Annotated in this window: 31 protein-coding genes; 11 read left to right on the top strand and 20 right to left on the bottom strand. The window is 74.9% G+C overall.

All coding sequences use genetic code 11. From position 1 onward, the window contains the following. Positions 1-22 precede the first annotated feature (22 nt). Together aroA and O2W17_RS14085 are read right to left on the bottom strand one after the other, a co-directional pair. A complete protein-coding gene (aroA, locus tag O2W17_RS14080; protein WP_269193045.1) occupies positions 23-1,396 on the bottom strand; it encodes a 3-phosphoshikimate 1-carboxyvinyltransferase in 1,374 nt (457 codons plus the stop codon). 125 nt (positions 1,397-1,521) lie between these two features. Beyond that, positions 1,522-2,985 carry an NAD-dependent succinate-semialdehyde dehydrogenase gene (locus O2W17_RS14085; protein ID WP_269193046.1) on the bottom strand — a complete coding sequence of 488 codons (1,464 nt, stop codon included), beginning with the start codon at positions 2,983-2,985 and terminating at the stop codon, positions 1,522-1,524. Between the two features lie 139 nt (positions 2,986-3,124). Here O2W17_RS14085 and O2W17_RS14090 point away from each other — a divergent pair, with 139 nt between their 5' ends. Both O2W17_RS14090 and O2W17_RS14095 read left to right on the top strand, forming a co-directional pair. After that, the gene (locus O2W17_RS14090; protein ID WP_269193047.1) at positions 3,125-3,871 is read left to right on the top strand and encodes an SOS response-associated peptidase; all 747 of its coding nucleotides are present in this window, start codon (positions 3,125-3,127) and stop codon (positions 3,869-3,871) included. A 1-nt stretch (position 3,872) separates the two neighbouring features. Further along, positions 3,873-5,417: a fused MFS/spermidine synthase gene (locus tag O2W17_RS14095; RefSeq protein WP_269193048.1), complete on the top strand. Its 1,545-nt coding sequence runs from the start codon at positions 3,873-3,875 to the stop codon at positions 5,415-5,417. 2 nt (positions 5,418-5,419) lie between these two features. Here O2W17_RS14095 and ybaK read toward each other — a convergent pair whose 3' ends face one another. Beyond that, positions 5,420-5,893, bottom strand: a complete 474-nt coding sequence (gene ybaK, locus O2W17_RS14100) for a Cys-tRNA(Pro) deacylase (protein ID WP_269193049.1) — start codon at positions 5,891-5,893, stop codon at positions 5,420-5,422. Between the two features lie 197 nt (positions 5,894-6,090). On the opposite strand from ybaK, the gene O2W17_RS14105 reads away from it, so the two are divergent. Next, positions 6,091-6,783, top strand: coding sequence for a sigma-70 family RNA polymerase sigma factor (locus O2W17_RS14105; RefSeq protein WP_269193050.1), 693 nt, complete (start codon positions 6,091-6,093; stop codon positions 6,781-6,783). Next, positions 6,783-7,124: a mycothiol system anti-sigma-R factor gene (rsrA, locus tag O2W17_RS14110; protein WP_269193051.1), complete on the top strand. Its 342-nt coding sequence runs from the start codon at positions 6,783-6,785 to the stop codon at positions 7,122-7,124. Before O2W17_RS14105 ends, rsrA begins: the two co-directional genes overlap by 1 nt. 81 nt (positions 7,125-7,205) lie before the next feature. Here the strand turns inward: rsrA and O2W17_RS22300 are convergent, their stop codons facing one another. Then, entirely contained in the window at positions 7,206-7,280 is a 75-nt protein-coding gene (locus tag O2W17_RS22300; protein ID WP_014377707.1) for a 50S ribosomal protein bL37, read from the bottom strand. 173 nt (positions 7,281-7,453) lie between these two features. Between O2W17_RS22300 and O2W17_RS14115 the strand changes: the two genes are divergently transcribed. After that, positions 7,454-8,503, top strand: a complete 1,050-nt coding sequence (locus O2W17_RS14115) for a biotin carboxylase N-terminal domain-containing protein (RefSeq protein WP_269193052.1) — start codon at positions 7,454-7,456, stop codon at positions 8,501-8,503. 56 nt (positions 8,504-8,559) lie between these two features. Then, entirely contained in the window at positions 8,560-8,790 is a 231-nt protein-coding gene (locus tag O2W17_RS14120; protein ID WP_269193053.1) for a biotin/lipoyl-binding carrier protein, read from the top strand. A gap of 36 nt (positions 8,791-8,826) precedes the next feature. Here the strand turns inward: O2W17_RS14120 and O2W17_RS14125 are convergent, their stop codons facing one another. Continuing rightward, positions 8,827-9,057 (bottom strand): GNAT family N-acetyltransferase, encoded by a 231-nt coding sequence (locus O2W17_RS14125; protein WP_269193054.1) that lies wholly within the window; start codon positions 9,055-9,057, stop codon positions 8,827-8,829. A 308-nt stretch (positions 9,058-9,365) separates the two neighbouring features. On the opposite strand from O2W17_RS14125, the gene O2W17_RS14130 reads away from it, so the two are divergent. Beyond that, positions 9,366-10,847: a sensor histidine kinase gene (locus O2W17_RS14130; protein ID WP_269193055.1), complete on the top strand. Its 1,482-nt coding sequence runs from the start codon at positions 9,366-9,368 to the stop codon at positions 10,845-10,847. Positions 10,848-10,962: 115 nt separating this feature from the next. On the opposite strand, the gene O2W17_RS14135 is transcribed toward O2W17_RS14130, so the two are convergent. Both O2W17_RS14135 and O2W17_RS14140 read right to left on the bottom strand, forming a co-directional pair. Further along, entirely contained in the window at positions 10,963-11,262 is a 300-nt protein-coding gene (locus O2W17_RS14135) for a WhiB family transcriptional regulator (protein ID WP_442864579.1), read from the bottom strand. Between the two features lie 234 nt (positions 11,263-11,496). Beyond that, on the bottom strand, positions 11,497-12,522 hold the full coding sequence (locus tag O2W17_RS14140) for a diacylglycerol/lipid kinase family protein (RefSeq protein ID WP_269193056.1): 1,026 nt from the start codon (positions 12,520-12,522) through the stop codon (positions 11,497-11,499). A 100-nt stretch (positions 12,523-12,622) separates the two neighbouring features. On the opposite strand from O2W17_RS14140, the gene O2W17_RS14145 reads away from it, so the two are divergent. After that, positions 12,623-13,105: a hypothetical protein gene (locus tag O2W17_RS14145; RefSeq protein WP_269193057.1), complete on the top strand. Its 483-nt coding sequence runs from the start codon at positions 12,623-12,625 to the stop codon at positions 13,103-13,105. An 83-nt stretch (positions 13,106-13,188) separates the two neighbouring features. On the opposite strand, the gene O2W17_RS14150 is transcribed toward O2W17_RS14145, so the two are convergent. The 6 genes from O2W17_RS14150 to sodN all read right to left on the bottom strand — a co-directional run bounded on the left by O2W17_RS14150 (position 13,189) and on the right by sodN (position 17,869). Next, positions 13,189-13,971, bottom strand: coding sequence for an HAD-IIA family hydrolase (locus tag O2W17_RS14150; protein ID WP_269193058.1), 783 nt, complete (start codon positions 13,969-13,971; stop codon positions 13,189-13,191). A 24-nt stretch (positions 13,972-13,995) separates the two neighbouring features. Next, positions 13,996-14,478 (bottom strand): GNAT family N-acetyltransferase, encoded by a 483-nt coding sequence (locus O2W17_RS14155; RefSeq protein WP_269193059.1) that lies wholly within the window; start codon positions 14,476-14,478, stop codon positions 13,996-13,998. A 79-nt stretch (positions 14,479-14,557) separates the two neighbouring features. Continuing rightward, positions 14,558-15,385 (bottom strand): CDP-diacylglycerol--serine O-phosphatidyltransferase, encoded by an 828-nt coding sequence (gene pssA, locus O2W17_RS14160; RefSeq protein ID WP_269193060.1) that lies wholly within the window; start codon positions 15,383-15,385, stop codon positions 14,558-14,560. A gap of 9 nt (positions 15,386-15,394) precedes the next feature. Continuing rightward, positions 15,395-16,060 (bottom strand): phosphatidylserine decarboxylase, encoded by a 666-nt coding sequence (locus O2W17_RS14165; protein ID WP_269193061.1) that lies wholly within the window; start codon positions 16,058-16,060, stop codon positions 15,395-15,397. A 52-nt stretch (positions 16,061-16,112) separates the two neighbouring features. Further along, positions 16,113-17,360: a PP2C family protein-serine/threonine phosphatase gene (locus tag O2W17_RS14170; RefSeq protein ID WP_269193062.1), complete on the bottom strand. Its 1,248-nt coding sequence runs from the start codon at positions 17,358-17,360 to the stop codon at positions 16,113-16,115. 104 nt (positions 17,361-17,464) lie between these two features. After that, positions 17,465-17,869, bottom strand: coding sequence for a superoxide dismutase, Ni (gene sodN / locus O2W17_RS14175; RefSeq protein ID WP_241038246.1), 405 nt, complete (start codon positions 17,867-17,869; stop codon positions 17,465-17,467). 51 nt (positions 17,870-17,920) lie between these two features. Here sodN and O2W17_RS14180 point away from each other — a divergent pair, with 51 nt between their 5' ends. Next, on the top strand, positions 17,921-18,319 hold the full coding sequence (locus O2W17_RS14180; protein ID WP_269193063.1) for a S26 family signal peptidase: 399 nt from the start codon (positions 17,921-17,923) through the stop codon (positions 18,317-18,319). Here the strand turns inward: O2W17_RS14180 and O2W17_RS14185 are convergent. Next, positions 18,305-18,907 carry a dTDP-4-dehydrorhamnose 3,5-epimerase family protein gene (locus tag O2W17_RS14185; protein ID WP_269193064.1) on the bottom strand — a complete coding sequence of 201 codons (603 nt, stop codon included), beginning with the start codon at positions 18,905-18,907 and terminating at the stop codon, positions 18,305-18,307. The two genes, O2W17_RS14180 and O2W17_RS14185, sit on opposite strands and share 15 nt — an antisense overlap. A gap of 67 nt (positions 18,908-18,974) precedes the next feature. On the opposite strand from O2W17_RS14185, the gene O2W17_RS14190 reads away from it, so the two are divergent. Beyond that, positions 18,975-20,171, top strand: a complete 1,197-nt coding sequence (locus tag O2W17_RS14190) for an NAD(P)-dependent malic enzyme (protein WP_269193065.1) — start codon at positions 18,975-18,977, stop codon at positions 20,169-20,171. Here the strand turns inward: O2W17_RS14190 and O2W17_RS14195 are convergent. Genes O2W17_RS14195 through O2W17_RS14205 form a run of 3 tightly spaced genes read right to left on the bottom strand, consistent with a single transcriptional unit; the run spans position 20,161 to position 24,163 of the window. Further along, on the bottom strand, positions 20,161-21,615 hold the full coding sequence (locus tag O2W17_RS14195) for a pyridoxal phosphate-dependent decarboxylase family protein (protein ID WP_269193066.1): 1,455 nt from the start codon (positions 21,613-21,615) through the stop codon (positions 20,161-20,163). The two genes, O2W17_RS14190 and O2W17_RS14195, sit on opposite strands and share 11 nt — an antisense overlap. Next, positions 21,612-22,955, bottom strand: coding sequence for an MFS transporter (locus O2W17_RS14200; protein ID WP_269193067.1), 1,344 nt, complete (start codon positions 22,953-22,955; stop codon positions 21,612-21,614). Before O2W17_RS14200 ends, O2W17_RS14195 begins: the two co-directional genes overlap by 4 nt. Before the next feature lie 20 nt (positions 22,956-22,975). Beyond that, the gene (locus O2W17_RS14205) at positions 22,976-24,163 is read right to left on the bottom strand and encodes an RtcB family protein (protein ID WP_269193068.1); all 1,188 of its coding nucleotides are present in this window, start codon (positions 24,161-24,163) and stop codon (positions 22,976-22,978) included. 75 nt (positions 24,164-24,238) lie between these two features. On the opposite strand from O2W17_RS14205, the gene O2W17_RS14210 reads away from it, so the two are divergent. After that, the gene (locus O2W17_RS14210) at positions 24,239-24,535 is read left to right on the top strand and encodes a hypothetical protein (protein ID WP_269193069.1); all 297 of its coding nucleotides are present in this window, start codon (positions 24,239-24,241) and stop codon (positions 24,533-24,535) included. A 12-nt stretch (positions 24,536-24,547) separates the two neighbouring features. Here O2W17_RS14210 and O2W17_RS14215 read toward each other — a convergent pair whose 3' ends face one another. The 3 genes from O2W17_RS14215 to O2W17_RS14225 all read right to left on the bottom strand — a co-directional run bounded on the left by O2W17_RS14215 (position 24,548) and on the right by O2W17_RS14225 (position 26,263). Further along, positions 24,548-25,261, bottom strand: a complete 714-nt coding sequence (locus O2W17_RS14215; protein WP_269193070.1) for a metal-dependent hydrolase — start codon at positions 25,259-25,261, stop codon at positions 24,548-24,550. A gap of 62 nt (positions 25,262-25,323) precedes the next feature. Further along, positions 25,324-26,064, bottom strand: a complete 741-nt coding sequence (locus O2W17_RS14220) for an AAA family ATPase (RefSeq protein WP_269193071.1) — start codon at positions 26,062-26,064, stop codon at positions 25,324-25,326. Between the two features lie 10 nt (positions 26,065-26,074). Beyond that, positions 26,075-26,263 carry a DUF6104 family protein gene (locus O2W17_RS14225; RefSeq protein WP_269193072.1) on the bottom strand — a complete coding sequence of 63 codons (189 nt, stop codon included), beginning with the start codon at positions 26,261-26,263 and terminating at the stop codon, positions 26,075-26,077. Between the last annotated feature and the right edge of the window lie 24 nt (positions 26,264-26,287).

Raw genomic sequence — 26,287 nt, forward strand, 5'->3', positions numbered from 1 at the left:
CGGGCCCCGCGCTGGTTGCCGCTCAGCGCGTCCTCCCTCGCCCGGCGCCGCCCTCGTCCCGCTCCTCGGTCGCCGTCCCCCGCACGCGGGCGGTGCGCCCAGCCAGGGGCGATGCCAGCCCCGGCGTCGAATGCGCGTCCAGCATCCCGGCCCAGCGCTCCCGGAAGTCGGGCAGCGTCTTGGTGACCGCGCCGGGGTCGGCGACGCGCACGCCGTCGACCGCCAGCCCGAGGACCGCAGCGGCCATGACCATGCGGTGGTCGGCGTAGGAGTCCAGCAGCGCCGGCCGCCGGGGGCCGGGCTCGATCTCCAGCCCGTCGGGCAGCTGGCGCACCCGGGCGCCGACGGCGGTGAGCACCTCGTCGAGGGCCTGCAGCCGGTCGGTCTCGTGACCGCGGAGGTGGGCGATCCCGGTCAGCCGGGAGGGGCCGTCGGCGAGCGCGCACAGCGCGGCCAGGACCGGCGTGAGCTCGCCGACCTCGCCGAGGTCGGCGACCAGGGGACCGATCGCGCCGGTGCCGGTGACCTGCAGGCCGCCGTCGGGGGTGCGCGAGACGGCCGCGCCCATCTCCGGCAGCAGCCGGTCCAGCTGCGCACCGGGCTGGGTGGTGGCGTCCGGCCAGTCCCGCACCGTCACCCGGCCACCGGTGACCAGCGCCGCCGCGAGGAAGGGCGCCGCGTTGGAGAGGTCGGGCTCCACCACGCGGTCGAGCGGGGCGATCGGGCCGGGGGAGACCCGCCACCCCCGGTCGGTCGCGACGACGTCCACGCCGTGCTCGCGCAGGGTCGTGACCGTCATGTCGACGTGCGGCATCGACGGCACCCCGCCGGTCAGGACCAGCTCGACGCCCTCGTCGAAGCGGGCGGCGGCCAGCAGCAGCCCGGAGACGATCTGCGAGGACTCGCTCGCATCGACCGTCACCGCCCCGCCGCGCACCCGGCCGGTGCCGCGCACGGTGAACGGCGCCCGCCCGCGGCCGCCGTCGTCGACCTCGACCCCGAGGGCGCGCAGGGCGGCGATCAGCCCGGCGTTGGGACGTTCGCGCAGGCGGGGATCGCCGTCGACGGTCACCTCGCCGTCGGCGAGCGCGGCCACCGGCGGCAGGAAGCGCAGCACGGTCCCGGCCAGGCCGGCGTCGACCGTGGCCGGGCCGCGGAGCGGGCCGGGGGAGACCCGCAGGTCGGGGCCGTCGTCCTCGACGCGGACGCCGAGGGCGCGCAGCCCGGCAGCCATGAGGTCGGTGTCGCGCGCCCGCAGGGGGCGCACCAGCCGGCTCGGCCCGTCGGCCAGGGCCGCCAGCACCAGTGCCCGGGCGGTCAGCGACTTCGACCCGGGCAGGGTGACGACGGCCTCGACGGGAGCCGGGTGGTGCGGCGCGGACCAGACGTCTGTCACGTGACCTCCTCGCTGGCGCTCGTCGGTCACGTGACAGCGCTGTGCTCAGCCTTCGGGTGAGCTCGCAAGCTCGCTCACCTCACCAGTCTGCCCGGTCGCCCGCACCGCACCACCCGCGCACCCGATCAGCCGGCCTGCGGCTTCTCGGCCTTCTTCACCGGCACCGTGCGCATCAGCCGCCGGTTGGCGAACTCGAACATGGCCAGCTCGGAGAGCTCGCGGCCGTAGCCGGAGCGCTTCACGCCGCCGAAGGGCAGCTCGGGGGAGGAGCCGGTGGGCTGGTTGATCCACACCATGCCAGCCTCGAGCCGGTCGGCCACCGACCGCGCGCGGTCGAGGTCGCTGCTCATGACGGTGGCGCCGAGGCCGAAGGCGCTGTCGTTGGCCAGCGCGACCGCCTCGTCGGCGTCCTTCACCTTGTAGACGACGGCCGCCGGGCCGAACAGCTCCTCGCGGAAGGCCCGCATCTCCGGGGTGACGTCGGTGAGGACGGTGGCCTCGACGAACGCGCCCGGGTGGTCGGGGCGCTTCCCGCCGGCGACGACGGTGGCGCCCTTGTCGATCGCGTCCTGGATCTGCGCGTGCAGGTCCTGGGCGGCCTTCTCCGACGACAGCGGGGCCAGCGACGTCGAGGCGTCGGCCGGGTCGCCCGGGGCGAACGTCGAGAAGGCCTGCTTGAGGCCCTCGACGAAGGGCTCGTAGAGCTCCTCGGTGACGATCAGCCGCTTGGAGGCGGTGCAGGCCTGGCCGGTGTTCTGCATCCGGCCCATGGTCGCGGCCTTGACGGTGGCCGCCATGTCCTCGGCGTCGAGCACGATGAACGGGTCGCTGCCGCCGAGCTCGAGCACCGACTTCTTGAGGTGCTTCCCGGCCAGGGCGGCGACCGCGCTGCCGGCCCGCTCGCTGCCGGTCAGGGTGACTCCCTGGATGCGGGGGTCGGCGATGACCTGCTCGACGTCGGAGATCCGCAGGAAGGTGTTGGTGAAGACGCCCTCGGGCGCACCCGCGTCGGCGAAGAGCTGCTCGATCGCGACCGCGCACTGCGGGGTGATCTCGGAGTGCTTCAGGATGACGGTGTTGCCCAGCACCAGGTTGGGGCCGACCACGCGGACCACCTGGTAGAAGGGGTAGTTCCACGGCTCGATGGCCAGCAGGGCGCCGATCGGCTGGGTCTCCACGACCGCCTCGCCCTTGCCCATCAGCGGGGTGATGGACGTGGGCTCCAGGAAACCGGGGCCGTTGTCGGCGTAGTACTTCAGGATCATCGAGCAGAGGAAGAGCTCGCCGGTGGCCTCCTCCTTGCGCTTGCCCATCTCGGTGGTGATGAGCTTCGCCAGGTCGTCCCGGCGCTCGTCCATGAGCTCGGCGGCGCGCCGGACGACGGCGGCGCGGTCCTCGACCGGGCGGTTGCGCCACTCCTGGTACGCGGAGTGCGCCCGCCCGACGATCCCGTCGATCTCGGAGGTCTCGGTGAAGGGGAACTCCTTCTCCGTCTCCCCGGTGAAGGGGTTGACCGTGGCGTAGCGCCGGTCGGCGCTGTCGCTGGCCGTCTTGGGGTGATCGGTCGGTGGGTTCTGCGTAGCGGTCACGCGGTGATCCTCGTCTCTCGTCGGCTGTTCCCACCAGGGGCCTACCCCTGGTGGCCCGGTGCACGCACGCGCCACCCGGTGTCGTCGGCGCCACCTAGAGTTCGGACCGTCAGCCCGAACCGTCCCGGAGGAGGCGCCCGTGTGCGGTCGCTACGCCGCCAGCCGCAGCCCCGACGACCTCGCGGTCGAGTTCGAGGCGGTGCCGGCCGAGGGGCAGCCGGCGCTGCCCGCCGACTACAACGTCGCCCCGACCAAGGACGTCTACGTCGTGCGGCACGCCAAGGAGCGGGACGCCGAGGGCCGTCCCACGGGTGGCGGCCACCGGGAGGTGCGGGCCGTCCGGTGGGGGCTCGTCCCGTCCTGGGCGAAGGACGCGTCCGTCGGCAACCGGCTGCTCAACGCCCGGGTGGAGTCGCTGACCGAGAAGCCCGCCTTCCGCGCCGCTGCAAGGTCGCGGCGCTGCCTGGTACCGGCCGACGGCTGGTACGAGTGGGCGAAGCGGCTGGACTCGCCGGCCAAGCAGCCCTACTACGTCACCCCGGAGGACGGGTCGGTGCTCGCCCTGGCCGGCCTGTGGGAGGTCTGGGGGAGCGGCGAGGACCGGCTCTACACCTGCACCGTCGTCACCGCGCCGGCTACCGGCGCCCTGGCGGAGATCCACGACCGGATGCCCCTGGTGCTGCCGCGCGACCGCTGGGCCGGGTGGCTCGACCCGTCCCGCGAGGACGTCGCGGAGCTGGCGGAGCCGACGCCGCCGGAGGTGGTCGCCGGCCTGGAGCTGCGGCCGGTCGGGGCCGCGGTGGGCAACGTGCGGAACAACGGGCCCGAGCTGCTCGCCCGGGCGGACTCCGTCGCGTCCCCCGCCGACCAGCCCGCGCTCTTCTGACGTGGCACCGGACGAGGCACCGGCCGCGGCCGCACCCCCGACGGCGCCGCCTCCGAGCGGCGCGCTGCCGCCCTGGATCGCCGCGGGGCTGACCTTCCTGAGCTCCGGCGCGGTGCTGGTGCTGGAGATCGTCGGGCTCCGGCTGATCGCGCCCTACGTCGGCGTCACCGTGCAGACCAGCACCGCGGTGATCGGCTTCGCGCTGGCCGCCATCGCCCTCGGCGCGTGGGTCGGCGGCGCGACCGCCGACCGCACCGACCCCCGCCGGCTGCTGGCCCCGCTGCTCGTCGCCGGGGGCGCGCTGGTCGTCGCCGTGCTGCCGCTGGTCCGGTTCACCGGGGCGCTGCTCACCGGCGCCGACGCCGGCGGCGTGCTCCTGCTGGCGGCCGTGGCCGTCGTGGTGCCGGCGGCGCTGCTGTCAGCGGTGCCGCCGATGGTGGTGAAGCTCCAGCTGGCCAGCCTCGACGAGACCGGCGCGGTGGTCGGCCGGCTCTCCGGCATCGGCACGATCGGCGGCATCGCGGCGACCTTCGCCACCGGCTTCGTGCTGGTGGCGGTCCTGCCCAGCAGCGTCATCCTGGTCGCCACCGGCGCGGCCACAATCCTCACCGGCCTGGCGGTGGCCGTGCTGCTCCGGCGGGGGCCCGGTGCCCGTCCGGTGCCCGCCGGGCTGCTCGTGCTGGCGGTCGTCGGCGGCGGGCTGGCCGCCGTCGCACCCACCCCGTGCGAGGAGGAGACGGCCTACCACTGCGCGCGCGTGGTGGCCGACCCCGAGCGGGAGTCCGGCCGGGTGCTGCTGCTCGACACCCTCCGGCACTCCTACGTCGACCTCGTCGACCCCACCCACCTGGAGTTCCAGTACGTGCGGGCGATCGCGGCGGTGACCGACGCGGTCTTCCCCGCCGCGGAGCCGATCTCCGCGCTGCACCTCGGAGGCGGTGGTCTCACCGTGCCGCGCTACCTCGCGGAGGTGCGCCCGGGTACGGAGAGCCGGGTGGTGGAGGTCGACCCCGGCGTGGTGAGCATGGACCGCGAGCAGCTGGGTCTGGAGACCTCCCCGGACCTGCGGGTGCGGGTGGCCGACGGCCGGGTCGGGCTGGCCGAGGAGCCGGTGGGGGAGCGCGACCTCGTCGTCGGCGACGCCTTCGGCGGGCTCTCGGTGCCGTGGCAGCTGACCACCCGCGAGGCGCTGGAGCTGGTCGACCGCGCGCTCGCCGACGACGGCGTGTACGCGGTGAACCTCATCGACCATCCGCCGCTGTCCTTCGTCCGCGCCGAGCTGGCCACGATGCGGTCGGTGTTCGGCCATGTGCTGCTGCTCGCCCGCGGCCCCGTGCTGGCGGGGGAGGACGGCGGGAACCTGGTCGCCGTCGCGTCGCAGCAGCCCCTCCCGGCCGCGGAGATCGCCACCGCGATGGCCGACCGGGACCTGGAGTGGCGGGTGGCCGAGGGCGACGAGCTGGACCGGTTCGTCGGCGGCGCCGGCGTGCTGACCGACGACTTCGCGCCGGTCGACCAGCTGCTGACCCCGTACGGGGCGCCCTGAGCTCAGCGGCCGATCGGTGCCGTCCGGGCCCGGGTGAGCCGCACCAGCTCACCGGGCGGCAGCTCCAGCTGCAGCCCGCGCTTCCCGGCGCTCACCAGCACGGTGGGGAACTCCAGGGCCGAGGCGTCGACCACGGTCGGCAGGGCCTTCCGCTGGCCGAGCGGGCTGATCCCGCCGAGGACGTAGCCGGTCGCGCGCTCGGCGTCGGCGGGCTCGGCCATCGCCGCCTTGCGGCCACCGGCGGCCGTGGCCAGCGCCTTGAGGTCGAGCGTCCCGCTGACCGGCACCACCGCGACGGTGAGCCGGCCGTCCACGCGGGTCACCAGGGTCTTGAACACCTGGCCGGGATCGGCCCCCAGCGCGGCGACGGCGGCCTCCCCGTGCCCCTGGTCGGCGGCGTGCTCGGGCTCGTAGGGGTGCAGCGTGTGCGCCACCCCCGCCTGCTCCAGGACCCGCACCGCCGGGGTTGCCGCCACGGCGCCGCAGCCTAGCGATCACCGCCCGACCGGGAATGGCCGCGGGCGCCGGTGCCGTTGCACCGGCCGTGAGCAGCACCGTCTCGACCGCCCGCACACGGGCCGCGCACCGACGTCCCCCGGGCCGTCCGGACGCCGCGCGGCTAGGATCGAACGACGTGGCGCCCCGCGTCCGGGGGCCGCAGAGAGGACGGTCGGTGCCTGAGGATCCCGCGGTCGACAACGCCGGTCAGCTGCCCGAGGCGGCCCCGGTGGAGGTGCCTGAGGCGCGCGAGGGCGGCAGCCGCACCGAGCTCGCCGAGACCCGCGCCGAGCGGGACGCCCGGTTCGAGCGCGACGCGCTCCCCTTCCTGGACCAGCTCTACCCGGCGGCCCTGCGGATGACCCGCAACCCCGCCGACGCCGAGGACCTGGTGCAGGAGACCTTCGTGAAGGCCTACTCCGCGTTCCACCAGTTCGCCGAGGGCACCAACCTCAAGGCCTGGCTGTACCGGATCCTGACCAACACCTACATCAACAGCTACCGCAAGAAGCAGCGGCAGCCGCAGCAGTACCCCACCGAGCAGGTGCAGGACTGGCAGCTGTACGCGGCCGAGGAGCACAGCTCCTCGGGCCTGCGGTCGGCCGAGATCGAGGCGCTGGACCACCTGCCGGACTCCGACATCAAGGACGCCCTGCAGCAGCTGCCGGAGGACTTCCGGCTCGCGGTCTACCTGGCCGACGTCGAGGGCTTCGCCTACAAGGAGATCGCCGAGATCATGGGCACGCCCATCGGCACGGTGATGTCCCGGCTGCACCGCGGACGCCGGGGGCTGCAGAAGCTGCTGGCCGACTACGCCCGCGAGCGCGGCTTCGTCCGCGCCGGAGCCGGTGAGGGGGCGACCCACTGATGAGCGACGACGTCGACCCGGCCGGCGAGCCGATCGAGATCCACTCCTGCGACGACGTCCTGTCGCACGTCTTCGAGTTCCTCGACCACGAGACCGGGGACGAGCGGCGCGCGCTCATCGCCGAGCACCTCGAGGACTGCTCCTCCTGCTTGCGCGAGTTCGGCATCGAGCAGGAGTTCAAGGCGCTGGTGCGCCGGCGCTGCGGGGGCGACAAGCCGCCGTCGGGTCTCCGCGAGCGCATCAAGATGCAGCTGACCAGCGTCTCCTTCGAGGAGGACGGCACGCAGGTCAGCGTCGAGCGGCTGACGATCGAGCGGTCGGGGGAGCGCCCCACCGCGTAGGCCCGGAACGCCAGAGGCCCAGAACCCGACGGGTTCTGGGCCTCTCGTGCGTGACCCCACCGCGCGCGGAGGGGCCTGCCGTCACGCGTTGGGCCGCTTGCCGTGGTTGGCCTTGTTCCCCTTGCGGGAGCGACGCTTGCGTCCACGCTTGGACATCGCTGCCCTCCTCTCACACTTCCCGGTGGGCCCCTCGGCCCGTGGATCCCGCGGGGCCCCGGCGCGGCCCACGTAGGGTGCACGACGCCGACGGACCCGCCAAGCTGACCTGACAAGCCTCTCACGGAGGCACCCGGCGGTGCGCCGACCCGGGCGACGCAGGAGGAGCAGCAGTGCCGCAGCTGGGGATCGAGACCGTGCTGGTCGCGGGACGTGGCCCGGCGGGCTGCGCCACGGTGAGCGCGTGCCAGCGGCTCGGTCTCAAGGCCGTCGCCGTGCACAGCGAGACCGAGCGCTCCGCGCGGCACGTCCGCCTGGCCGACGACGCGGTCCTGCTGGGCCCCGCCCCGGCCGTGGAGTCCTACCTCGCGGTCGACCGGATCGTGGAGGCGGCCCGGCGCAGCGGGGCCGACACGGTGCTGCCCGTGCCGCCCGCGCTGGCCGGGAACGCGCGACTGGCGAGCGCGGTCATCGCCGCGGGACTGCGCTGGGCGGGCCCGGCCCCCGAGGTGCTGGAGCGGCTGGGCGGCGACGGCGTCGAGCCGGCCAGCGAGCGGGGCTTCCTGGCCTGGGTGACCGCCGAGGGGCTGCGCTTCACCACGCCGGTGGCCCGCGACCGCGCGGCCGGCATCGCCCGGGTGTCCTGGACGCCGGCCGCGCCCGGGGACCTGCCGCCGGCGGCGCACCGGCTGGCCGACATCGGCTGGCGCGGCCTGGTGACCGTGGGCATCTCCCCGGACGGCGAGCTGGCCGAGGTGGCGGCCGGGTTCTCCCTCGACATGGCGGTGCTGGAGCGGTCGCACGGCGTGGACGCCGTCGAGCTGGCCCTCCGCAGCGCCGTCGGGCCGCGGGCCTCCGGGACGGGTCCGGCGGCCCGTGCGGACGCCCGAGCCGCGGTGGTCGTCCAGCTGCGGGCCACGCTGCCCCCGGGCACCGCGGGCCGGATCAGCGGCCGGCTGCCCGGCTCCGGACGCCGGCCGGGGGCCGAGGCTGGCATCGACCTGGTGGCGGTGTCCGGGTACGACCCGGGCGACCGGCTCGACGGCTGGTACGACGCGCTGCTCGCCACGGTGAGCGCCGGGGGGCCCGATGTCGCGACGGCCGCCGACGCCGCCCGCCTGGCGCTGACCGGGCTGCCCGCGACCGGCGTGCCGCACGACGGCTCCGAGGTCTGCGCCGTGGTGGGCCGACTCGCCGAGGGGCGGTCGCTCCCGCAGACCTGAAGTGCTGCTCGCGTGCTTGGATGAGGTCTCACGGACGGTGATCGCGGGAGGTGCCGGTGACGGTCGAGGAGATCCACGCGGAGATGGTCTCCAGCGTCTGGAAGGTGCTGGTCGCGCCGGGGGTGCAGGTGTCCGCCGGTGACACGCTGGTCATCCTCGAGTCGATGAAGATGGAGATCCCGGTGCTCACCGAGCGCGCGGGGACGGTGCGGGAGCTGCACGTGGTGGAGGGCGAGGTCCTCCAGGAGGGCGACCTGATCGCCGTCGTCTCCGACGCCGTCTCCTGAGCCCCTCCCGCCTCGGCCGGGGTGGACCGGCGCCGCTCAGACGTCGCGGGTGTAGACGAGCAGGTCGATCCCCGGCACGGGGCTCCAGTCCCGCTCGGGCAGCCGGGTGAAGCCCAGCCGCTCGTACAGCCGGTGCGCCGCCGTCATGCGGGTGCCGGTGGAGATGACCACGCGCCGCTTGCCCGCCCGCCGGGCGCGCTCCAGGCATGCCGACACCAGCGCCGCGCCGACGCCGCGACCCTGCGCCGCCGGATCCACCACGAGCATGCGGAAGCCGGCCTCCTCGGCCGACTCCAGGACCTCGCCGAACCCGCCCCCGGCACGAAGGCGACGCTGCCGACGATCCCGCCGGTCCCGTCGCGGGCCACGAGCAGCCCGGCCAGGCGTGCCCGGCCGGCGACGTCGGCCAGCTCGGCGGCGTACCCGGCGGAGGCGAGGCCCCCACCCACGTAGACGTCGACGGTGAGCCGGGCGATGCGGTCGTGGTCGCCGGGGCCGGCGCGGTCGATGGTCAGGGCGGGGAGGGACACCACGGTCGAAGCGTAGGAGGGACCGGGTCCTAGGCTCGGCGCACCATGAGCAGCCTCTCCGAGCGCCTCACCCGCGGGACGGCGTCCAGCCCCGCGCAGATCGACCACGCCCGGCGCCTGGTGGCCGACTGGCAGCTGCTGGCCGACCTCGCGTTCGCCGATCTGACGCTGTGGGTGCCGCTGCCCTCGGGCTCCTGGTGGTGCGTGGCGCAGGTGCGGCCGCTCACGGCACCGACCAGCCGGCCGGAGGACATGGTCGGCGCCGAGGTCGGCCCGGAGGAGGCCCGGCCGTTCGCCGTGGCCCTGCGCGACGGCCGGCCCGTCACCGACGGGGAGCCGGACTGGACGGGGCACACGCCACGCCGCCGCGAGGTGATCCCGGTCCGGCACGAGGGCGTGGGCATCGCCGTCCTGGCCAAGGACACCAATCTCGCCGTCACCCGGTCGCCGTCGACCCTGGAGCTGACCTACCTCGACATCGCCGCCGACCTCTGCCTCATGATCTCGGCCGGCACCTTCCCGCCGGGGACGCTCGCGGACGCGGAGATGAGCCCGCGGGTGGGTGACGGGCTGGCGCGCCTGGACGGGGCCGGGCGGGTCAGCTACGCCAGCCCCAACGCGCTGTCGGCCTACCGGCGGATCGGGGTCGCCGGCGACCTCGCGGGGGCGACGCTCGCGGACGTGACCTGCCGGGTGGTGACCGACCGGGTGGCGGGGGAGGCGGCTGCGGCGGGCATCACGGCGGCGGTCGCGGGGCGCTATCCCGATCCGATGGACGTCGAGGCGGCCAGCGCGACCCTGCTGCTGCGCGCCCTGCCCCTGCAGGCGCCCGGCGCCGCCCCCGGTGCGCTCGTCCTGGTGCGCGACGTGACCGACGTCCGGCGGCGGGACCGGGCGCTGCTCACCAAGGACGCGACCATCCGGGAGATCCACCACCGGGTGAAGAACAACCTGCAGACAGTGGCCGCGCTGCTGCGCCTGCAGGCCCGCCGGATGACCGAACCGGCGGCCCGAGCGGCGCTCGAGGAGTCGGTGCGGCGGGTGGCCTCGATCGCCGTCGTCCACGAGACGCTGGCCGGCAGCCGGGAGGACGTCGTCGACGTGGACGACGTCCTGGACCAGGTGCTGCCGATGCTGGGCGACCTGACGTCGGTGGGGCCGGCGGCCCGGACCCGCCGGACCGGCTCCTTCGGCGAGCTGCCGGCGGTGGCCGCGACCCCGCTGGTCCTGGCGGTGACCGAGCTGCTGCACAACGCCGCGGAGCACGCGTTCCGCGAGGGTGAGCCCGGCGTCATCGAGCTGGTCGCCGAGCGGGACGGCGAGGACCTGGTCGTCCGGGTCCGGGACGACGGCCAGGGCCTGCCGCCGGGGTTCGACCCGGCGACGAGCGACGGGCTGGGCCTGCAGATCGTGCGGACCCTGGTGACCAGCGAGCTCGGCGGCAGCCTGACGATGGGGGTGCCGGAGGGGCGGGCCGGGACCGAGGTGGTGCTGCACCTGCCGGGGGACGGCTGGCCACGGCGCTGAGCTCGGCCCCCGGACGCGCCGAGGCCGGTCCGGGAGGACCCGGACCGGCCTCGTGGCGGTCGGTGCGTGTGCGGTGGGCCGCCGGGGGAGCCGGCAGCCGTCGTGGTGCTCCTGCTCAGGCGGTGTGGACCCGGGTGCGAGCCTGACGCCGCTTCAGCGCGCGCCGCTCGTCCTCGGAGAGCCCACCCCAGACGCCGGAGTCCTGGCCCGAGCGGAGGGCCCAGTCCAGGCACGACGAGACCACCGGGCAGCGCTGGCACACGGCCTTGGCCTGCTCGATCTGGACCACGGCCGGACCTGTCGTCCCGATCGGGAAGAACAGCTCCGGATCCTCGTCCCGGCAGAGCGCGCGGTGGCGCCAGTCCATGGCGTTGTACTCCTCGATGTCGTCTACGGTCGGGTGCGTCAGTCGCATAGCTCGGTCTGCCATCGCCGGGCCGACACCGGTTACCCAGCGCCATGGCGGCAGCGACTGCCTGCGATTGTTACCGGCAGGTTGCGTTCCAGCAGCGATGTTTTCACGTGCCGGACGCCTGTCAAGGGAAACGCGGTCAGCGCTGACCCCCGCGTGAGCAACCTCACCACGGTCGTGCTAGGCCCGCCACCCGGAGGAGCGTCCGGTCCTGCCGGGAAGCCCCCGGGAGGTGCGTCAGGCGATGACGCGCAGCGCGTCGGGGACGTTCCGGATCCGCACCCCCGTGGCGGTGCCCAGGTGGTCGCCGTCGACCTGCCAGCCCTGGGGGCGCACGGCCGTGATCGTGAGCTCCTCGAGGTCGTGCCACCGGTGCAGCCCGCGCCCGCGCAGGTCCGGCTCGGGCCGCATCGTCTGCCGCAGGGCGCGCAGCATGCGGGTGGTGCCCGTGCGGCCGAGGGCGAAGACGTCGAGCCCGGTCTCGAAGGACGCCTCGGGGGTGGGGTTCACCGGCCTGGCCCCCAGGTAGGTCCAGGGACTGACGTTGGACACCAGGCAGAGGAAGAGCTCCTCGAGGGGCGCCTCCCCGGGCACCCGCAGGGTCAGGGCCGGGCGCCGGCGGTCCCGGCCGAAGAGGAAGGCGGTGGTGGCCTCCCGGACGTAGAGCGCGCCGGTCGACCGGCGGCCCCGGGCGCGGCGTGCCTCCACCCGGGCGATGACCTCCGCGTCGAAGCCGAAGCCGGCGGCGAAGACGAACCAGCGGGGATCGGTCCACGCGGGCTCCTCGGCGGCGGCGTCGGCGCGGGCGACCGCCTCGGCCGCCACCGGCGCCACCCCGGTCACCGCCGCGGTGCTGGTCCCGGTGGCGCACGCGGTGCCCAGCGACACCGATCGGGTGCGGCCCGCCCGTAGCGAAGCCAGGATCTCCGCGGTCGCCTCCACCGGGTCGCGGGAGCGGCCCAGCGCCCGGGAGAACACGTTGGTCGAGCCACCCGGGACGACCGCCAGGGTGGGCACGCCCGCTCCGGGCCCGTCGGTCAGCAGGCCGTTGACCACCTCGTTCACCGTGCCGTCGCCCCCGAGGGCGACGACCACGTCGATCCCCTCGGCGACCGCCTGGGCGGCCAGCTCGAGCCCGTGGCCGCGGTGGCCGGTCTCGGCGACGTCGACCTTGAGCTCGCTGGCGAGGGCGCCCACCAGCACGTTCCGCATCTTCGCGGTGGTGGTGGTCGCCGCCGGGTTGACGACCACGAGCGCGCGCATCCCGCCAGGCTATCCAGGGTGCGGGCCCGGACGGACGGAGCCGCCGGACGGCGCCGGTCGACGGCCCGGGTGCCGCGGTGCGCCGCGTAGTCTCGCCGTCGTGACCGAGGACCGCGGCACGCCCGCCCAGCCGCCCCGTCGCCTGGCCGACCGGCTGTTCGGCCCTACGGCGGCGCAGCCGGCCGCCCGCCCCGCGACGGCGCACCCCGAGGCGCCCCCGTCCCTGCGCCGGGCAGCGCTGGCGGTCGGGCTCGAGGCGTCGCTGTTGGGCCTCGGCGCGCTGGTGCTGCTGTTCCTCACGCTGACCGGCGAGCCCGACAGCGTGCCCCGGGCCCTGGCCGAGGTGGTGCTGGCCGCGCTGGCCGCCGGCGTCCTCGGGGCCGCCGCGCGCGGGCTGTGGCGGGTGGCCGGCTGGGCCCGCGGCCCGGTGATCGCGCTGCAGCTGTTCCTCGGGCTGACCGGCTTCACCCTCGCCTTCCCGGCCCAGCAGCCGCTGCTCGGCCTGCCGGTCCTGGCGCTGGTGGTCACCGTGCTCTACCTGCTGGCCACCCCCGAGTCCCGCCTGGCCTACCTCGACCGCTGATCGGCCACGGCCTCTCCCGGGCATAGGAAGCTATGCATACGGGAAAGGCGCCACATCCGTAGGCATAGCTTCCTTTGCCTCGGTCAGATGAGGTCGATGACGTCGGCGATGGAGTCGCACACCCGGCTGGGCCGGAAGGGGAAGCGGGCGACGTCGGCGGCCGCCGTCGACCCGGACAGCACCAGCACGGTCTCCAGGCCGGCCTCGATGCCGGCGACGACGTCGGTGTCCATGCGGTCGCCGACCATCATCGTGGACTCCGAGTGCGCCTCGATCCGGTTCATGGCGCTGCGGAACATCATCGGGTTGGGCTTGCCGACGAAGTAGGGCTTGGCGCCGGTGGCGGCGGTGATCATCGCGGCCACCGAGCCGGTGGCCGGCAGCGGGCCCTCGGGGGAGGGGCCGGTGACGTCCGGGTTGGTGGCGATGAAGCGGGCGCCGTCGCCCACCAGCCGGATCGCCCGCGTGATGGCCTCGAACGAGTAGGTGCGCGTCTCGCCCAGCACGACGTAGTCGGGATCGGTGTCGGTGAGGGTGTAGCCCGCCTCGTAGAGCGCCGTGGTCAGCCCGGCCTCGCCGATGACGTAGGCCGAGCCACCGGGCAGCTGGGTGGTGAGGAAGTCCGCCGTCGCCAGGGCGGAGGTCCAGATCGCCGCCTCGGGCACGAGCAGCCCGGTGCGGCTGAGCCGGGCCGCGAGGTCGCGCGGCGTGAAGATGGAGTTGTTGGTCAGGACGAGGAACCGGCGTCGCCGCTCGACCAGGCGGTCGAGGAAGTCCTTCGCCCCCGGGAGGGCCTGGCCCTCGTGGACGAGGACGCCGTCCATGTCGGTCAGCCAGCACTCGATCGGTCCGCGCTCGGTGGTCACGGGTCGAACGCTAGCGCTGGTCGGTCAGCCGCGGCGGGCGGCGGCGAAGGACGCGAGCGCGTCGTCGGTGAGTCGGAACACGGTCCACCCGTCCATGGGCACGGCGCCGGCGGCCCGGTAGAAGTCGATCGACGGGGTGTTCCAGTCCAGCACCGACCACTCCAGCCGCGAGTAGCCGCGGTCGGTGCAGACCTGCGCGAGCGTGCGGAGCAGCTCCCGGCCGAGGCCGGTGCCGCGGTGCTGCGGCTGGACGTAGAGGTCCTCGAGGTGGACGCCGTGGGTGCCGCGCCAGGTCGAGAAGTTGAGGAACCACAGCGCCATGCCCACGACGCGGCCCCCGACCTCGGCGACGTGGCCGTGCAGGGCGGGGGAGTTCCCGAACAGGCAGGCGGTGAGCTGCTCCTCGGTGAGCCGGACCTCGTCCAGCGCCTGCTCGTAGTCCGCCAGCTCGCGCACCAGCCCGACCACCGCGGGGACGTCGTCCGGGCGGATCGGCCGCACGCTCACGACGGCTCCGATTCGCTGCCGCGGGACGCTCCGCCCCTCGGTCGCTGGCGCTCCCTGCGATGCTCACGTCCCTGTCCGCTCATGACAGGACCTCCTTGAGCCGTGCCGGCACCAGCCTCTCCAGCGGGGAGAGCACCGGGACGAGCACCGGTGCCAGCAGGTAGCCGTAGGCGAGCACGCAGCCGGTCACCACGGGCCACAGCGCCAGGCCGACGACCAGCAGCACGGCGGCGGCCACCAGCCCGTACGGCCGGCCGCTCTTCGGGCTGACCAGCGAACGGAACGACCGGAACCGGATGTTGGTCACCATCAGCACCGCCGGGACCGCCACGACCAGCAGCACCCAGAGGCGGTCGCGGCCCTGCATGTCGTCGCCGAAGGCGAACACCGAGGCCAGCACGACGCCGGCGGCACCGGGGCTGGGCATGCCGATGAAGTACCGCTTGTCCGCCGTCGGGTCGATGGTGGTGTTGAAGCGGGCCAGGCGGATCGCGGCGCAGGCCACCCACAGGAAGCAGACCACCCAGCCCGACGGGTCCCACTCGTCCCGCCCCTCGGAGAACAGCGTGAAGGCCAGCAGCGCCGGCGCCAGCCCGAAGGAGACGAGGTCGGCCAGCGAGTCGAACTGCAGGCCGAAGGGCGTCACGGCCCCGACCAGCCGGGCGACGGCGCCGTCGACGATGTCGAACAGCACCGACAGCCCGATCAGCACCGCGGCCAGGGTGTACTGACCCCGGATCGACACCAGGATGGCGAGGAACCCGCAGAACATGTTGGCCAGCGTGAACAGGCTGGGCAGGGTGGCGAGCGCGCGCCGCCGGCTGCCCCGCACCGAGCCGCGCACGAACTCGACGGTGGCCGTGCGACGGGTCTGCGGGGTCCGGTGGCCGGATGCGGAACTGGGCACGGCTGCCCCTCAGCGGGTCGCAGGCCAGCGGGCGATGACGGACTCGCCGCCCCGCACGCGCTGCCCCTTCGTCACGGTGATCTCGCACTCGGGCGGCACGAACACGTCCATGCGCGAGCCGAACTTCATCAGGCCCATCCGCTCGCCGGTGGCCAGGTGCTGCCCCGGTCCGGTGCGGGTGACGATCCGGCGGGCCAGCACGCCGACGATCTGCCGGAAGACGACGGTGCGGTCCCCGTCGCGCAGCCAGATCTCGCTGCGCTCGTTCCGGTGCGCCGATTCTCTGCGGTAGGCAGCCAGGAAGCTGCCCTTGCGGTAGGAGCTCTCCACGACCTCGCCGCGGTACGGGGAGCGGTTCACGTGCACGTCGACCACCGAGAGGAAGACGCTGATCTGCTGCCACTCGCCGTCGGGGGCGACGCCCTCCTGCGGCTCGCCGGCGACCATCACCACCCCGTCGGCCGGGGAGAGGACCTCGTCGGCCGCGGCGGGGGTGCTGTCGCAGCGACGGTCGGGGTCGCGAAAGAACAGCGCCATGTAGGCCGAGAGCCCGAGGAAGGGCCACGCGGCCAGGCGTGGCCAGCGTCGGCCGGTGGCCCGGCCTCCGGCGGCGAGCAGGGCGGCAGGGGCCAGCGGTCCGGTGATGAAGGGCCACCCGGCCGGGTCGATGCGCATCGTCTGCAGACCGTACCGGCCCCGTCCCGGGTGGGTCCGGAGGTCGGCCGGGTCAGGCCGGTCCGGAGGCGATCTCCGGGTCGGCTCCCTCTTCGGTGGCGCGCGCCCGCGGGGGCCCGCCGTACCAGTCGAGGCAGATCATCGTGGCGTCGTCGCGGAGGTCGGCCCCGGTCTCGTCGAGCACCGCCCGGCCGAGGGCGTGCACGACCTCCCGGGGGTGCAGGTCGGCGGTGTCGGCGAGGGCCCGGGCCACGTCGAGGTTGACCGCGTTGCGCTCCTGCATGCCGTCGGTCAGGAGCACGATCCGGTCGCCGGGCTCGAGCGGGAACGGCTGCACGTCGAAGGACTTGCCGGGCACGACGCCGAAGGGCGGGTCGACCCGCAGCTCGATCTCCTCCACCTTCCCGTCGCGCAGCCGCAGCGGCAGCACGTGCCCCGCGTTGACCACCGACGCGGTGCCGTCGCGCAGGTCCACCCGCACCAGCTGGCCGGTGACGAACTGACCGAGGTCGGCGTTCTCCAGCAGGGCGTCGTTGGCGTAGGCGGCCTGTTCGGCCAGATCCATGCCGCGGCGCCGCCCGTTGCGCAGGGCGCCGACCAGCAGGGTGGCGATGAGCGCTGCGGCCACCTGGTGGCCGACCGCGTCGGTGATCGAGAGCTGGAGGCAGTCGCGGTCCAGCGTGTAGTCGAAGGTGTCCCCGCCCACCGAGCTGGCCGGCTCCAGCCAGCCGGCGAGGGTGAACTGACCGGCCTCGCACGTGTAGGTCGCCGGCAGCAGCCGGCGCTGGATCTCCGCAGCCAGCGCGAACTCGGTCGAGCGCTGGCCCCACTCGAACACGTCGGTGTGCCGGCGCGCCGCGATGACGACGTAGGCCAGGGCGTGCGCCGCGGTCCGGACGTCCGCGAGCTCCCTGGCGGAGGGGCGCCGCGACAGGTCGAGCTCGATGACGCCGATCGCGTCACCCCGGTCGGTGACCGGGACGACCACCACCGCCCCGTCGTCGACGTCCCGGACGTCGGCCTCCTGCGTCCGCAGGACCTGCTCGTAGACGGTGCCGGCCAGCGGGATCGTCTCGGCCTGCTCGGCCCCCTGCGCCCGGGCTCCCTCGACCAGCGCGGCGGAGGTGAGGCGCACGACGGCCCGGCCGGTGAAGTCGGCGATCAGCAGGGTGACGCTGCGGGCCTCGACCATGGCCCCGAGGGCATCGGCCACGGCCTCCACCGCCTCGATCGGCGGTGCGTCCTCCACCTTCTGCAGGAGGTCCCCGACGTCGATCACGAAGTCCTCCGAAGCAGTCATGGGCAGACCCTAGGCGCGGGCGCGCCCGGGGGCGGGCAGCGCAGGAGATGCCGATGCCGGGCCGCCCCTGGGGGCGGCCCGGCAGCGACGGGGTGGGACCTCGGTCAGGCAGCTGCCTTGGTCTCCCAGAAGATCTTGTCGATCTCGGCGATGTAGTCGAGCAGCTTCTGGCCCTCGGCGGGGTCCATGCTGCCCTTGCCGCCGGCGGCGCCGGCCTGCTTGGTGGCCTTGTTGAACAGCTCGTGCAGCTGCGGGTACTTCTCGAAGTGCGGGGGCTTGAAGTAGTCGGTCCACAGCACCCACAGGTGGTGCTTGACGAGCTCCGCCCGCTGCTCCTTGATCAGGATGGCGCGGGTGCGGAAGACCGGGTCCTCGTTGCCCTGGTACTTCTCCTGGATGGCCTTGACCGACTCCGCCTCGATGCGGGCCTGGGCCGGGTCGTAGACGCCGCAGGGGAGGTCGCAGTGAGCCGTGGCCTCCACGGCGGAGAACATGCGGGTGAGACGCATGGAAGTGCCTCCGGATGTCGTGGGGTTGTGTCCTCTGCGACCCTACTCGCGGTGATCGACGACGACAGCGCGGGAGAGCGCGGGGACGGCGCGGTGCAGCCGCTGCCGGCCGCGTGGACGCTGGTGCGGGTCACCGGGCCCTCGATGGCCCCGACCGTGCGGTCCGGGCAGCGGCTGCTCGCCCGTCGGCTGCGCCCGGGCGGCCAGGTCCGGCCCGGCGACGTCGTGCTGGCCCGCTTCCCGGCGCGGCCGGAGCTGCTGGTGGTCAAGCGGGTGCGCCGCGCCGTCGAGGGCGGGCACTGGGTGGAGGGCGACAACGCCCTCGCCACCGACGACAGCCGCTCCTTCGGCGTCGCCGTCGTCGTGGGCCGGGTGGTCGGCCGGCTCTGGCCGCGCCCCGGCCGGCTCCCGGACGCCCCGCCGCCGGACCTGCCGTCAGACCTGGCGTAGCTGGGCGTACCGCGCGGCGCACTCGGCCATGGTCGGCAGCAGCCCCTGGTCGCGGGCCTCGGCCAGGGTGGGCGCACCGCGGTCCTTGGCCGACAGCTCGAGCTCGACGTCCGACGGCCAGGGCAGGGCCAGGTCGGGGTCCAGGGGCGAGACGCCGAACTCCCGCCCGGGGTCGTAGCCCGAGGAGACCAGGTAGGTGACCGAGCTGCGGTCCGCCAGCGCGACGAAGGCGTGGCCGAGCCCCTCGGCGAGGTAGACCGCGCGCGGCTGCTCGCTGTCGAGCAGCACCGTGTCGTGCACACCGAACGTGGGGGAGTCGACCCGCACGTCGACGACGACGTCGAGCACCCGCCCCGCCGGGCAGTAGACGTACTTGGCCTGGCCGGGGGGCACGAGCGCGAAGTGGACCCCGCGGAGGGCGCCCCGCGAGGAGACGCTGTGGTTGCCCTGGGCGAGGGGGAGCGGGTGTCCCACTGCCTGGGACAGCACGTCGGCCCGGTACCACTCGGTGAAACGGCCACGCGTGTCGCCGTGCGGCACCAGGTCGAGCACGTAGCTGTCGGGCACGGCGAGCTCGCGGATCTCCACGACGGCACCGTAGCGACAACGCGGTCCGCGCCCGGGACTCCGCGCCCGGGATTACGCTCCTGTGCCCATGAGCGGAAATCCGGCGCCCGAGGGCCCCGTCAGCACCGACCGCTTCGCGGCCGACCCGGCGTTCGCGGTGCACGAGGGCGGCAAGCTCTCCGTGGCCCCCAACCGCTCGATCACCTCCATCGCCGACCTCGCGCTCACCTACACCCCCGGCGTCGCGCGGGTGTCGAGCGCCATCGCCGCCGAGCCCGAGCTCGCCCGCCGGTTCACCTGGGCGCCCCGCGTCGTGGCCGTCGTCTCCGACGGCACGGCCGTGCTGGGGCTCGGCGACATCGGGCCCGCCGCCGCGCTGCCGGTCATGGAGGGCAAGGCCTGCCTGTTCAGCGAGTTCGCCGGCCTCTCCTCGGTGCCGATCGTGCTGTCCACGACCGACGTCGACGAGATCGTCGACACCGTCGCCGCGATCGCCCCGTCCTTCGGCGGCATCAACCTCGAGGACATCAGCGCCCCGCGCTGCTTCGAGATCGAGGCCCGGCTGCGCGAGCGGCTGGACATCCCGGTCATGCACGACGACCAGCACGGGACGGCGATCGTCGTGCTCGCCGCGCTGCGCAACGCCGCGAAGGTGGTCGGCCGCGAGCTGGGCGACCTGCGGGTCGTGGTCAGCGGCGCGGGCGCGGCCGGGGTGGCCTGCACCAAGATCCTGCTCGAGGCCGGCGTCCGCGACATCGCCGTCGCCGACTCCCGGGGGGTCCTGCACGCCGGCCGGGAGGGGCTGACCGGCACGAAGCGGTGGCTGGTCGAGAACACCAACCGGTCCGGCTTCGCCGGCTCCATGGTCTCGGCGCTCGAGGGGGCCGACGTCTACCTCGGTGTCTCCGGCGGCTCGGTGCCCGAGGCGGCGATCGCGTCGATGGCCCCGAACTGCATCGTCTTCTCGCTGGCCAACCCGATCCCCGAGGTCGACCCGCAGATGGCGGCGAGGTACGCCGCCGTCGTCGCCACCGGGCGCAGCGACCTGCCCAACCAGATCAACAACGTGCTCGCCTTCCCGGGCGTCTTCCGCGGCGCCATAGACGCCGGGGCCACCGGCATCACCGAGGAGATGAAGATCGCGGCCGCCACCGCGATCGCCGACGTCGTCGGGAGCGACCTGCGGGCCGACTACATCGTCCCCAGCCCGCTGGACCGCCGGGTCGCGACCGCGGTCGCCGAGGCGGTGGGGGCCTGCGCCCGCCGGGAGGGCGTCACCCGCTGACCGGCGCCGCCGCGACGGTGGGCCGGTAGACCCGGCCGAGGACTCCGGCGAGCAGTCGTTCGGCGACGGGCCGGGGCAGCGCGGCGACCAGCGCGTGCACCGGCGCCATGCGCGCGGGGAGCGATCTGCCGGAGACCCCGGCGAGCTCCAGCAGCGCCTCGACCTCGGCGACGGTCAGCGCCGACGGGTCGATGGTGGCGGCCGCGGCGACCAGCTCCGCGTCGGGGACCGGGCGGGGGAGCGCGGCGGCCGCCCGGGCGGCGTCGCGGAGATCGGCCAGCAGCGCGTCCACCCGGCCGGCGGTCGCGGCCGTGACGGTCAGGTGCACCGTGGCGGGCAGGTCCCCGCGGTCCTGGGCGAACGGCGGCTGCGGCTGGATCAGCCAGCCCCGGGCGGTCATCTCGTCGGCGAGGTTCAGCACGTCGACGGCGTCCGGCCCGTCCTGCGCGACCGCGACGAGAGTCGCCACCGGGCGGCCGACGACCCGCAGCCCGTCGATCCCGGCGATCCCCTCCGCGAGCCGCACGGTGGCGTCCCGGGCCCGCCCGGCGAGCTCGCGGTAGCCCTCGGTGCCCAGCCACCGGTGCACCGCCCACGCGGCGGCCATGGCGCCGGCCGGGCGGGTCCCGGCCAGCGTCGGGTTGACCACCGGGTAGCCCGGCCACCCGGCGGTGCTGAACCAGTGCGCGTGCCGCAGCTCCGGGGTGGCGGTGAGCAGCACCGAGACGCCCTTCGGCGCGTAGCCGTACTTGTGCAGGTCCACCGACAGCGAGGTGACGCCCGGGACCGAGAGGTCGAACGGCTCGGGGACGTCGTCGAGGAAGGGCAGCACCCAGCCACCGATGCAGGCGTCGACGTGGCACGGCACGCCGGCCGCGGCCGCCAGGCCGGCGATCTCGCCCACCGGGTCGAGCACGCCGTGGGGGTAGGACGGCGCGCTGACCACCACCAGTACCGTCCGCTCGTCCAGCAGCCGCACCACCGCCGCGGGATCGGCCCGGCAGGTGACCGGGTCGACCGGCACGTCCCGCACCTCGACGTCGAACAGGTGCGCCGCCTTGCGGAAGGCCGGGTGCGCGGTCACCGGCAGCAGCAGCACCGGCCGCCCGGTGCCGCCGGCCGCCCGCCAGTGCTCGCGGGCGGCGAGGACGGCGAGCTGGCAGCTCTCGGTGCCACCGCTGGTGAGCGTCCCGACGGCGTCCGGCCCGCCGCCGAGCAGGCCCAGGGCGGCGCCGACGAGGTCGTTCTCGATCCGGGCAACGCTGGGGAACGCGGTCGGGTCCAGCGCGTTCGTCCACTGGAACGCCACCTGGGCGGCGGCGGCGAGCTCGTCGACGTCCGGGCGCCCCGAGTCGTAGACGTAGGCCATCGTCGCACCGCCGTGGGTGGGCACGTCGCCGGCCTGCAGCGCGGTCAGTTCGGCGAGCACGTCCTGCGGGTTCACGCGGGGACCTCCTGGGCGGGTGTGGGAGCGAGCCGGTACCGGGCGAGCACGGGGATGCTGGCCAGCACGACGAGGGCCGGGACGACGGTGAACCCGAGGCGCACCGCGAGCACGGCCGCGCCGGACTGGACGACGACCTCGTCGCCGGTCGTGGAGACGTAGCCGGCCAGGGCCAGCAGGGCGCCGAGCAGGCCCGGCCCGACGGCCAGGCCGAGGGTCTCCGCCGCCGTCCAGACGCCGGTGAACACCCCGGCCCGGCGGTCGCCCGACGCGGCCTCGTCGGCGGCGATCACGTCGGGCAGCATCGCCAGCGGGAACATCTGCATGCCGGCGTAGCCCACCCCGACGAGGACCACGAGCGGCAGCGCCACGGCGGTGCCGCCCTCGGGGACCACCGCGAGCACCGCGGCGCCGGCGCCGAACAGCGCCGAGGCCAGGAGCAGCCCCCTCCGCTTGCCCAGCCGGCGGCCGACCCGCAGCCAGACGGGCATGACGAGGATCGCCGGCCCCACGAGCGCGGCGAACAGCAGCGTCCCGGCCGCCGGGTCGCCGAGCACCTGCTCGGAGAAGTACGGCACCCCGGCGAGCATCACGCCGATGCCCAGGGCCTGGACGACGAAGCCGGTGAGCAGCACCCGGAACGGGCGGGACCGCCAGGCGAGCGCCAGGGTGGCGCCCAGCCGGCCCTCGCTGCGCGCCCGCGTCAGGGTCGGCGCCCGCCGGGTGCCGGCGACGGCGCCCAGCATCCCGACCGCCAGGAGCACGGCCACGAACACCGCCATGGCCAGGTAGCCGCCGCGCCCGCCGCCGGCGAGGTCGACGACGGCCGGTGCGCCGGCCCCCGCCAGCAGGATGCCCAGCGCCAGCGCGGCGACCCGCCACGACATGAGCGTCGACCGCTCGTCCGGATCGTCGGTGATCTCCGCCGGCTGGGCGACGTAGGGCACCTGGAAGCAGCCGTAGGCGGTGGCGGCCAGCAGGAAGGCGGCCGCAACCCATGCCGCCGCGAGCGCCGGGGGCGCGGACGGCCCGGCGAACACCAGCACGAACAGCGGCGGGAGGGTCAGGCCGCCCGCGAGCATCCAGGGCCGGCGGGGGCCCCAGCGGCTCGCGGTGCGGTCCGACCGGCTGCCGATCCACGGGTTGAGCCAGACGTCCCACGCCTTGGGGAGGAACACCACCAGGCCGGCGATCCCGGCGGCGACGCCGAGGACGTCGGTCAGGTAGTACAGGAGCAGCAGCCCGGGCACCGTCCCGAACGCCGCCGTCCCGATCGAGCCCAGGGCGTAGCCCAGGTGGGTGCCCCGGGTCAGCCGGGCGCTCGATGAGACGGCGGTCACGAGATCGGAACCGTAGCGGGTCAGTCGCCCTTCACGTTGACCAGCTGGCGCAGCGTGTGCCGGATCTCCACGAGGTCGGCGGCGTCGGCCATCACCTGGTCGACGTCCTTGTAGGCCGCGGGGATCTCGTCGAGGAAGGCGTCGCTGTGCCGCCACTCGATGCCCGTCATGGACTCCTCCAGCTGGGCGCGGGTGAACGTCCTGCGGGCCTTCGTGCGCGAGAACACCCGCCCCGCGCCGTGCGGCGACGACTCCAGCGACTCCGGGTTGCCGAGCCCGCTGACCACGTAGCTCGCCGTCCCCATCGAGCCGGGGATCAGCCCGGCCTGCCCCTCCTTCGCCTGGATGGCGCCCTTCCGGGACACCCACAGCTGCTCGCCGAAGTGCTCCTCGTGCTGGGTGAAGTTGTGGTGGCAGTTGACGCGCTCGAGCTCCGGCGTCTCGTCGGCGCGCAGGTGCCGGGCCAGGCAGCCGGCGACCCGGTCCATCATCTCCTCGCGGTTGAGCAGCGCGAAGTGCTGCGCCCACCGCAGCTCGGCGATGTACCGGTCGAACTCCGGGGTGCCCTCGTCGAGCCAGGCGAGGTCGCGGTCGGGCAGGTCGAGGCTGTCCCGGCGGGCCCGGTCCTGCGCGATCGCGATGTGCTTCTGGGCGATCCGGTTGCCCACGCCGCGGCTGCCGGAGTGCAGGAACAGCCAGACGCGGTCCTGCTCGTCGGCGGTCACCTCGATGAAGTGGTTCCCCGAGCCGAGGCTGCCCAGCTGCATCGCCCAGTTCGGCGCCGTCGTCGTCACCGAGTGCAGCACCCGGTCGCCGAGCTCGTCGGCCGTCGCCTCCAGCTCGGCGACCCGGCGCCGGGCCGACTCGGTGAGCTTCTTGTTGTACCGGCCGGCCGACAGGGGCACCGCCCGCTCGATGTCGCCGCGCAGCGGCGCCAGCGGGCCCCGCGCTCGCACCTCGTCCACCGGCCACGGTGTGCGGACGGCGATCATCCCGCAGCCGATGTCGACGCCGACCGCCGCCGGGATGATGGCGGCCCGGGTCGGCAGCACGGAACCGACGGTGGCGCCCTTGCCCAGGTGTGCGTCGGGCATGAGGGCCACGTGCGGGTCCACGATGTCGAGGGAGGCGGTGCGCTCGGCCTGGGCCAGGGTCGCGTCGTCGAGGATGCTCGCCCAGTTCAGCAGCTTGTCCGACAGTCTCTCCACGGATCGAGTCTGCGGTGCCCGGCCGGTCGAGGCGACCGGTTTGTCCCGACGCCGCATCGCGGTACCCAGCGGCGCATGGGAGCCAGCAGGGCGGCGGTCGCCGCCACGGGTCAGTGGGTCGACCCCGACGACGGGGTCCGGTACCCCGCCGGGGAGGTGCACGCGTGGGAGCGCGGGCGCAACGAGACCGCCTGCGGGCTGTCGCTGCACCGCTCCCGGCTGACCCGTTTCCCGCACGTCGGCTGGCCCGACGTCCAGCCGGAGTCCGGCCGGCACGCCGAGGAGGTGCAGGAGGTCTGCCGCCGCTGCCGGGCGGCCCAGGGCGCCCGCCGGGACGACCGCGGCTGGACGCGGACCGATCCCCGCCCGTGACGGCGGGCCGGCTCAGCCCGAGCTGAGCAGCCGGTCCACCAGCGGGTCGACGGCCGAGTGCAGCTCCGTGTTGGTGTAGGCGAACACGACGGTGGCGACGACGAACAGCGGCACCAGCGCCGCCTTCTCCACGGTGGCCCCGGTGCGGATCGGCGAGAGGGCCAGCCGCTTGCGCCTGACCAGCCAGAGCAGCGGCACCGGCACCCCCGCGGTGGTGATCGCGTCGCCGGCGATGTGGGTCAGCACGCCCGCGGCCACCGCCCAGGGCAGCCACGACGGGGTGGTGGCGTGGTCCAGCAGCAGCCAGGCGCCGCCCCACGAGAGCACCAGGTTGCCCAGGATCGTCGTCTCGGTGCGGCCCGGGATGACGAAGTGGAGGGCGCGCAGCGCGAGCCCGATGGCCAGGGCGAGCAGCAGCAGGCTGGACCAGAACGCGGTCGCGGCCGCCACGGCCAGGGCCCCGAAGGCGAGCGGGGCGAGGACCGCGTCGTGGGTGCCCCAGCGGTGCCCGCCGGACAGCGCCCCGATCGCGCCCGCGGGCACGTCGGTGACCGGGCCCCACATGTCCGACACGGTGGAGTTGCGGTGGTCGAGGTCGGGGAGCATCGCGAACCCGCCGACGGCGGCCACCCAGGCCGCCTGGCCGACCGCTCCCTGCACCGGGGCCCACGGCAGGGTCGCTGCACCTGCGGCGAGGCCGGAGAGCGCATGAGAGTGACCGAGCATGAGCCCAGCGTGCCGCCGCGCCCTGGCCCGCCCGGGCAGGCGGCGCGGCGTGTCCTCGTCGTTCAGCCGTCGAGCAGGTGGCGCAGCAACCGCTCGGGCGCGTCGAAGAAGCTCTGCCAGTCCTGCACCAGGTCCAGCTCGGCCCACGGGCGCGCGGTGAAGCCCGCCCCGTCCAGCTCGTAGACGCGGGCCCCCGGGAGCGCGGCGAGCACGGGGGAGTGGGTGGCCAGCAGGACCTGCGACCCCGTCGCGGCGACGCCGTGCAGCAGCGCCATCAGCCGCAGCGACGACCGGAACGACAGCGCCGACTCCGGCTCGTCGAGCACCCACAGCCCGCGCTCCGTGGTCCGCGACTCCAGCAGTGCGAGAAAGCCCTCGCCGTGGGAGCGAGCGTTGAGCGGGACGCCGTCGAACGCGCGCAGCTCGGAGGCGGCGCTGTCGATGCCGGTGAAGACATCGTGCATGGCCTCGCCGCGCAGCCAGACGCCGCCCTGCGGCCGGGGTCGTTCGCCGGCGAGCTCCAGGTCCCGCCACAGGTCGGCGTCCTCGGCGGAGGGCAGCGGGCCCCAGTGCTTCACCGCGGCGGTCAGCGAGGCGCTCCAGGCGTGCGCGACCGCCTCGACGAGCGTGGACTTGCCACTGCCGTTCTCCCCGACGACCACCGTCACCGGGGCGAGCTCCATCCCGGCCGCGCGCAGCTGCGCGACGCCCGGCAGCCCCCAGAACCAGGCGCCGGGATCGGTGACGTCGGCCCGGACGCGCACCCGCGACAGCGGCAGGTCGCCTCCGGTGGGTGCGGGCACGCCGGACCGGTCAGTCGTCGAGCTCGTCGTCGTCCGTGCCGCCGCGGGCCAGCCAGGTGGCCAGCCGCTCGACGGGCACCTCGAAGTCGGGGTGCTGGTCGACGAACGCCTGCATCTGGTCGGCCAGCCAGGCGAGGGTGACCTGCTCCCCGCCCCGCCGTTCGACGAGCTCTTCCAGGCCCCGGTCGGTGAAGTACATGCCGCAGAACCTACGACGCCCGGT

The sequence above is a fragment of the Blastococcus sp. VKM Ac-2987 genome (assembly GCF_026967805.1).
In the GTDB taxonomy this organism is placed as follows: domain Bacteria; phylum Actinomycetota; class Actinomycetes; order Mycobacteriales; family Geodermatophilaceae; genus Blastococcus.

What these genes read in the sequence shown, in the direction of transcription:
- O2W17_RS14165 (WP_269193061.1), bottom strand. Translation starts at nt 16,060, where the DNA reads ATGCGCATCGACCCGGCCGGGTGGCCCTTCATCACCGGACCGCTGGCC.
- O2W17_RS14210 (WP_269193069.1), top strand. Translation starts at nt 24,239, where the DNA reads ATGGGAGCCAGCAGGGCGGCGGTCGCCGCCACGGGTCAGTGGGTCGAC.
- rsrA (WP_269193051.1), top strand. Translation starts at nt 6,783, where the DNA reads ATGAGCGACGACGTCGACCCGGCCGGCGAGCCGATCGAGATCCACTCC.
- O2W17_RS14215 (WP_269193070.1), bottom strand. Translation starts at nt 25,261, where the DNA reads ATGCTCGGTCACTCTCATGCGCTCTCCGGCCTCGCCGCAGGTGCAGCG.
- O2W17_RS14190 (WP_269193065.1), top strand. Translation starts at nt 18,975, where the DNA reads ATGAGCGGAAATCCGGCGCCCGAGGGCCCCGTCAGCACCGACCGCTTC.
- O2W17_RS14135 (WP_442864579.1), bottom strand. Translation starts at nt 11,262, where the DNA reads ATGCGACTGACGCACCCGACCGTAGACGACATCGAGGAGTACAACGCC.
- O2W17_RS14140 (WP_269193056.1), bottom strand. Translation starts at nt 12,522, where the DNA reads ATGCGCGCGCTCGTGGTCGTCAACCCGGCGGCGACCACCACCACCGCG.
- O2W17_RS14125 (WP_269193054.1), bottom strand. Translation starts at nt 9,057, where the DNA reads ATGCTCGTGGTGGATCCGGCGGCGCAGGGTCGCGGCGTCGGCGCGGCG.
- sodN (WP_241038246.1), bottom strand. Translation starts at nt 17,869, where the DNA reads ATGCGTCTCACCCGCATGTTCTCCGCCGTGGAGGCCACGGCTCACTGC.
- O2W17_RS14170 (WP_269193062.1), bottom strand. Translation starts at nt 17,360, where the DNA reads ATGACTGCTTCGGAGGACTTCGTGATCGACGTCGGGGACCTCCTGCAG.
- O2W17_RS14225 (WP_269193072.1), bottom strand. Translation starts at nt 26,263, where the DNA reads ATGTACTTCACCGACCGGGGCCTGGAAGAGCTCGTCGAACGGCGGGGC.
- O2W17_RS14130 (WP_269193055.1), top strand. Translation starts at nt 9,366, where the DNA reads ATGAGCAGCCTCTCCGAGCGCCTCACCCGCGGGACGGCGTCCAGCCCC.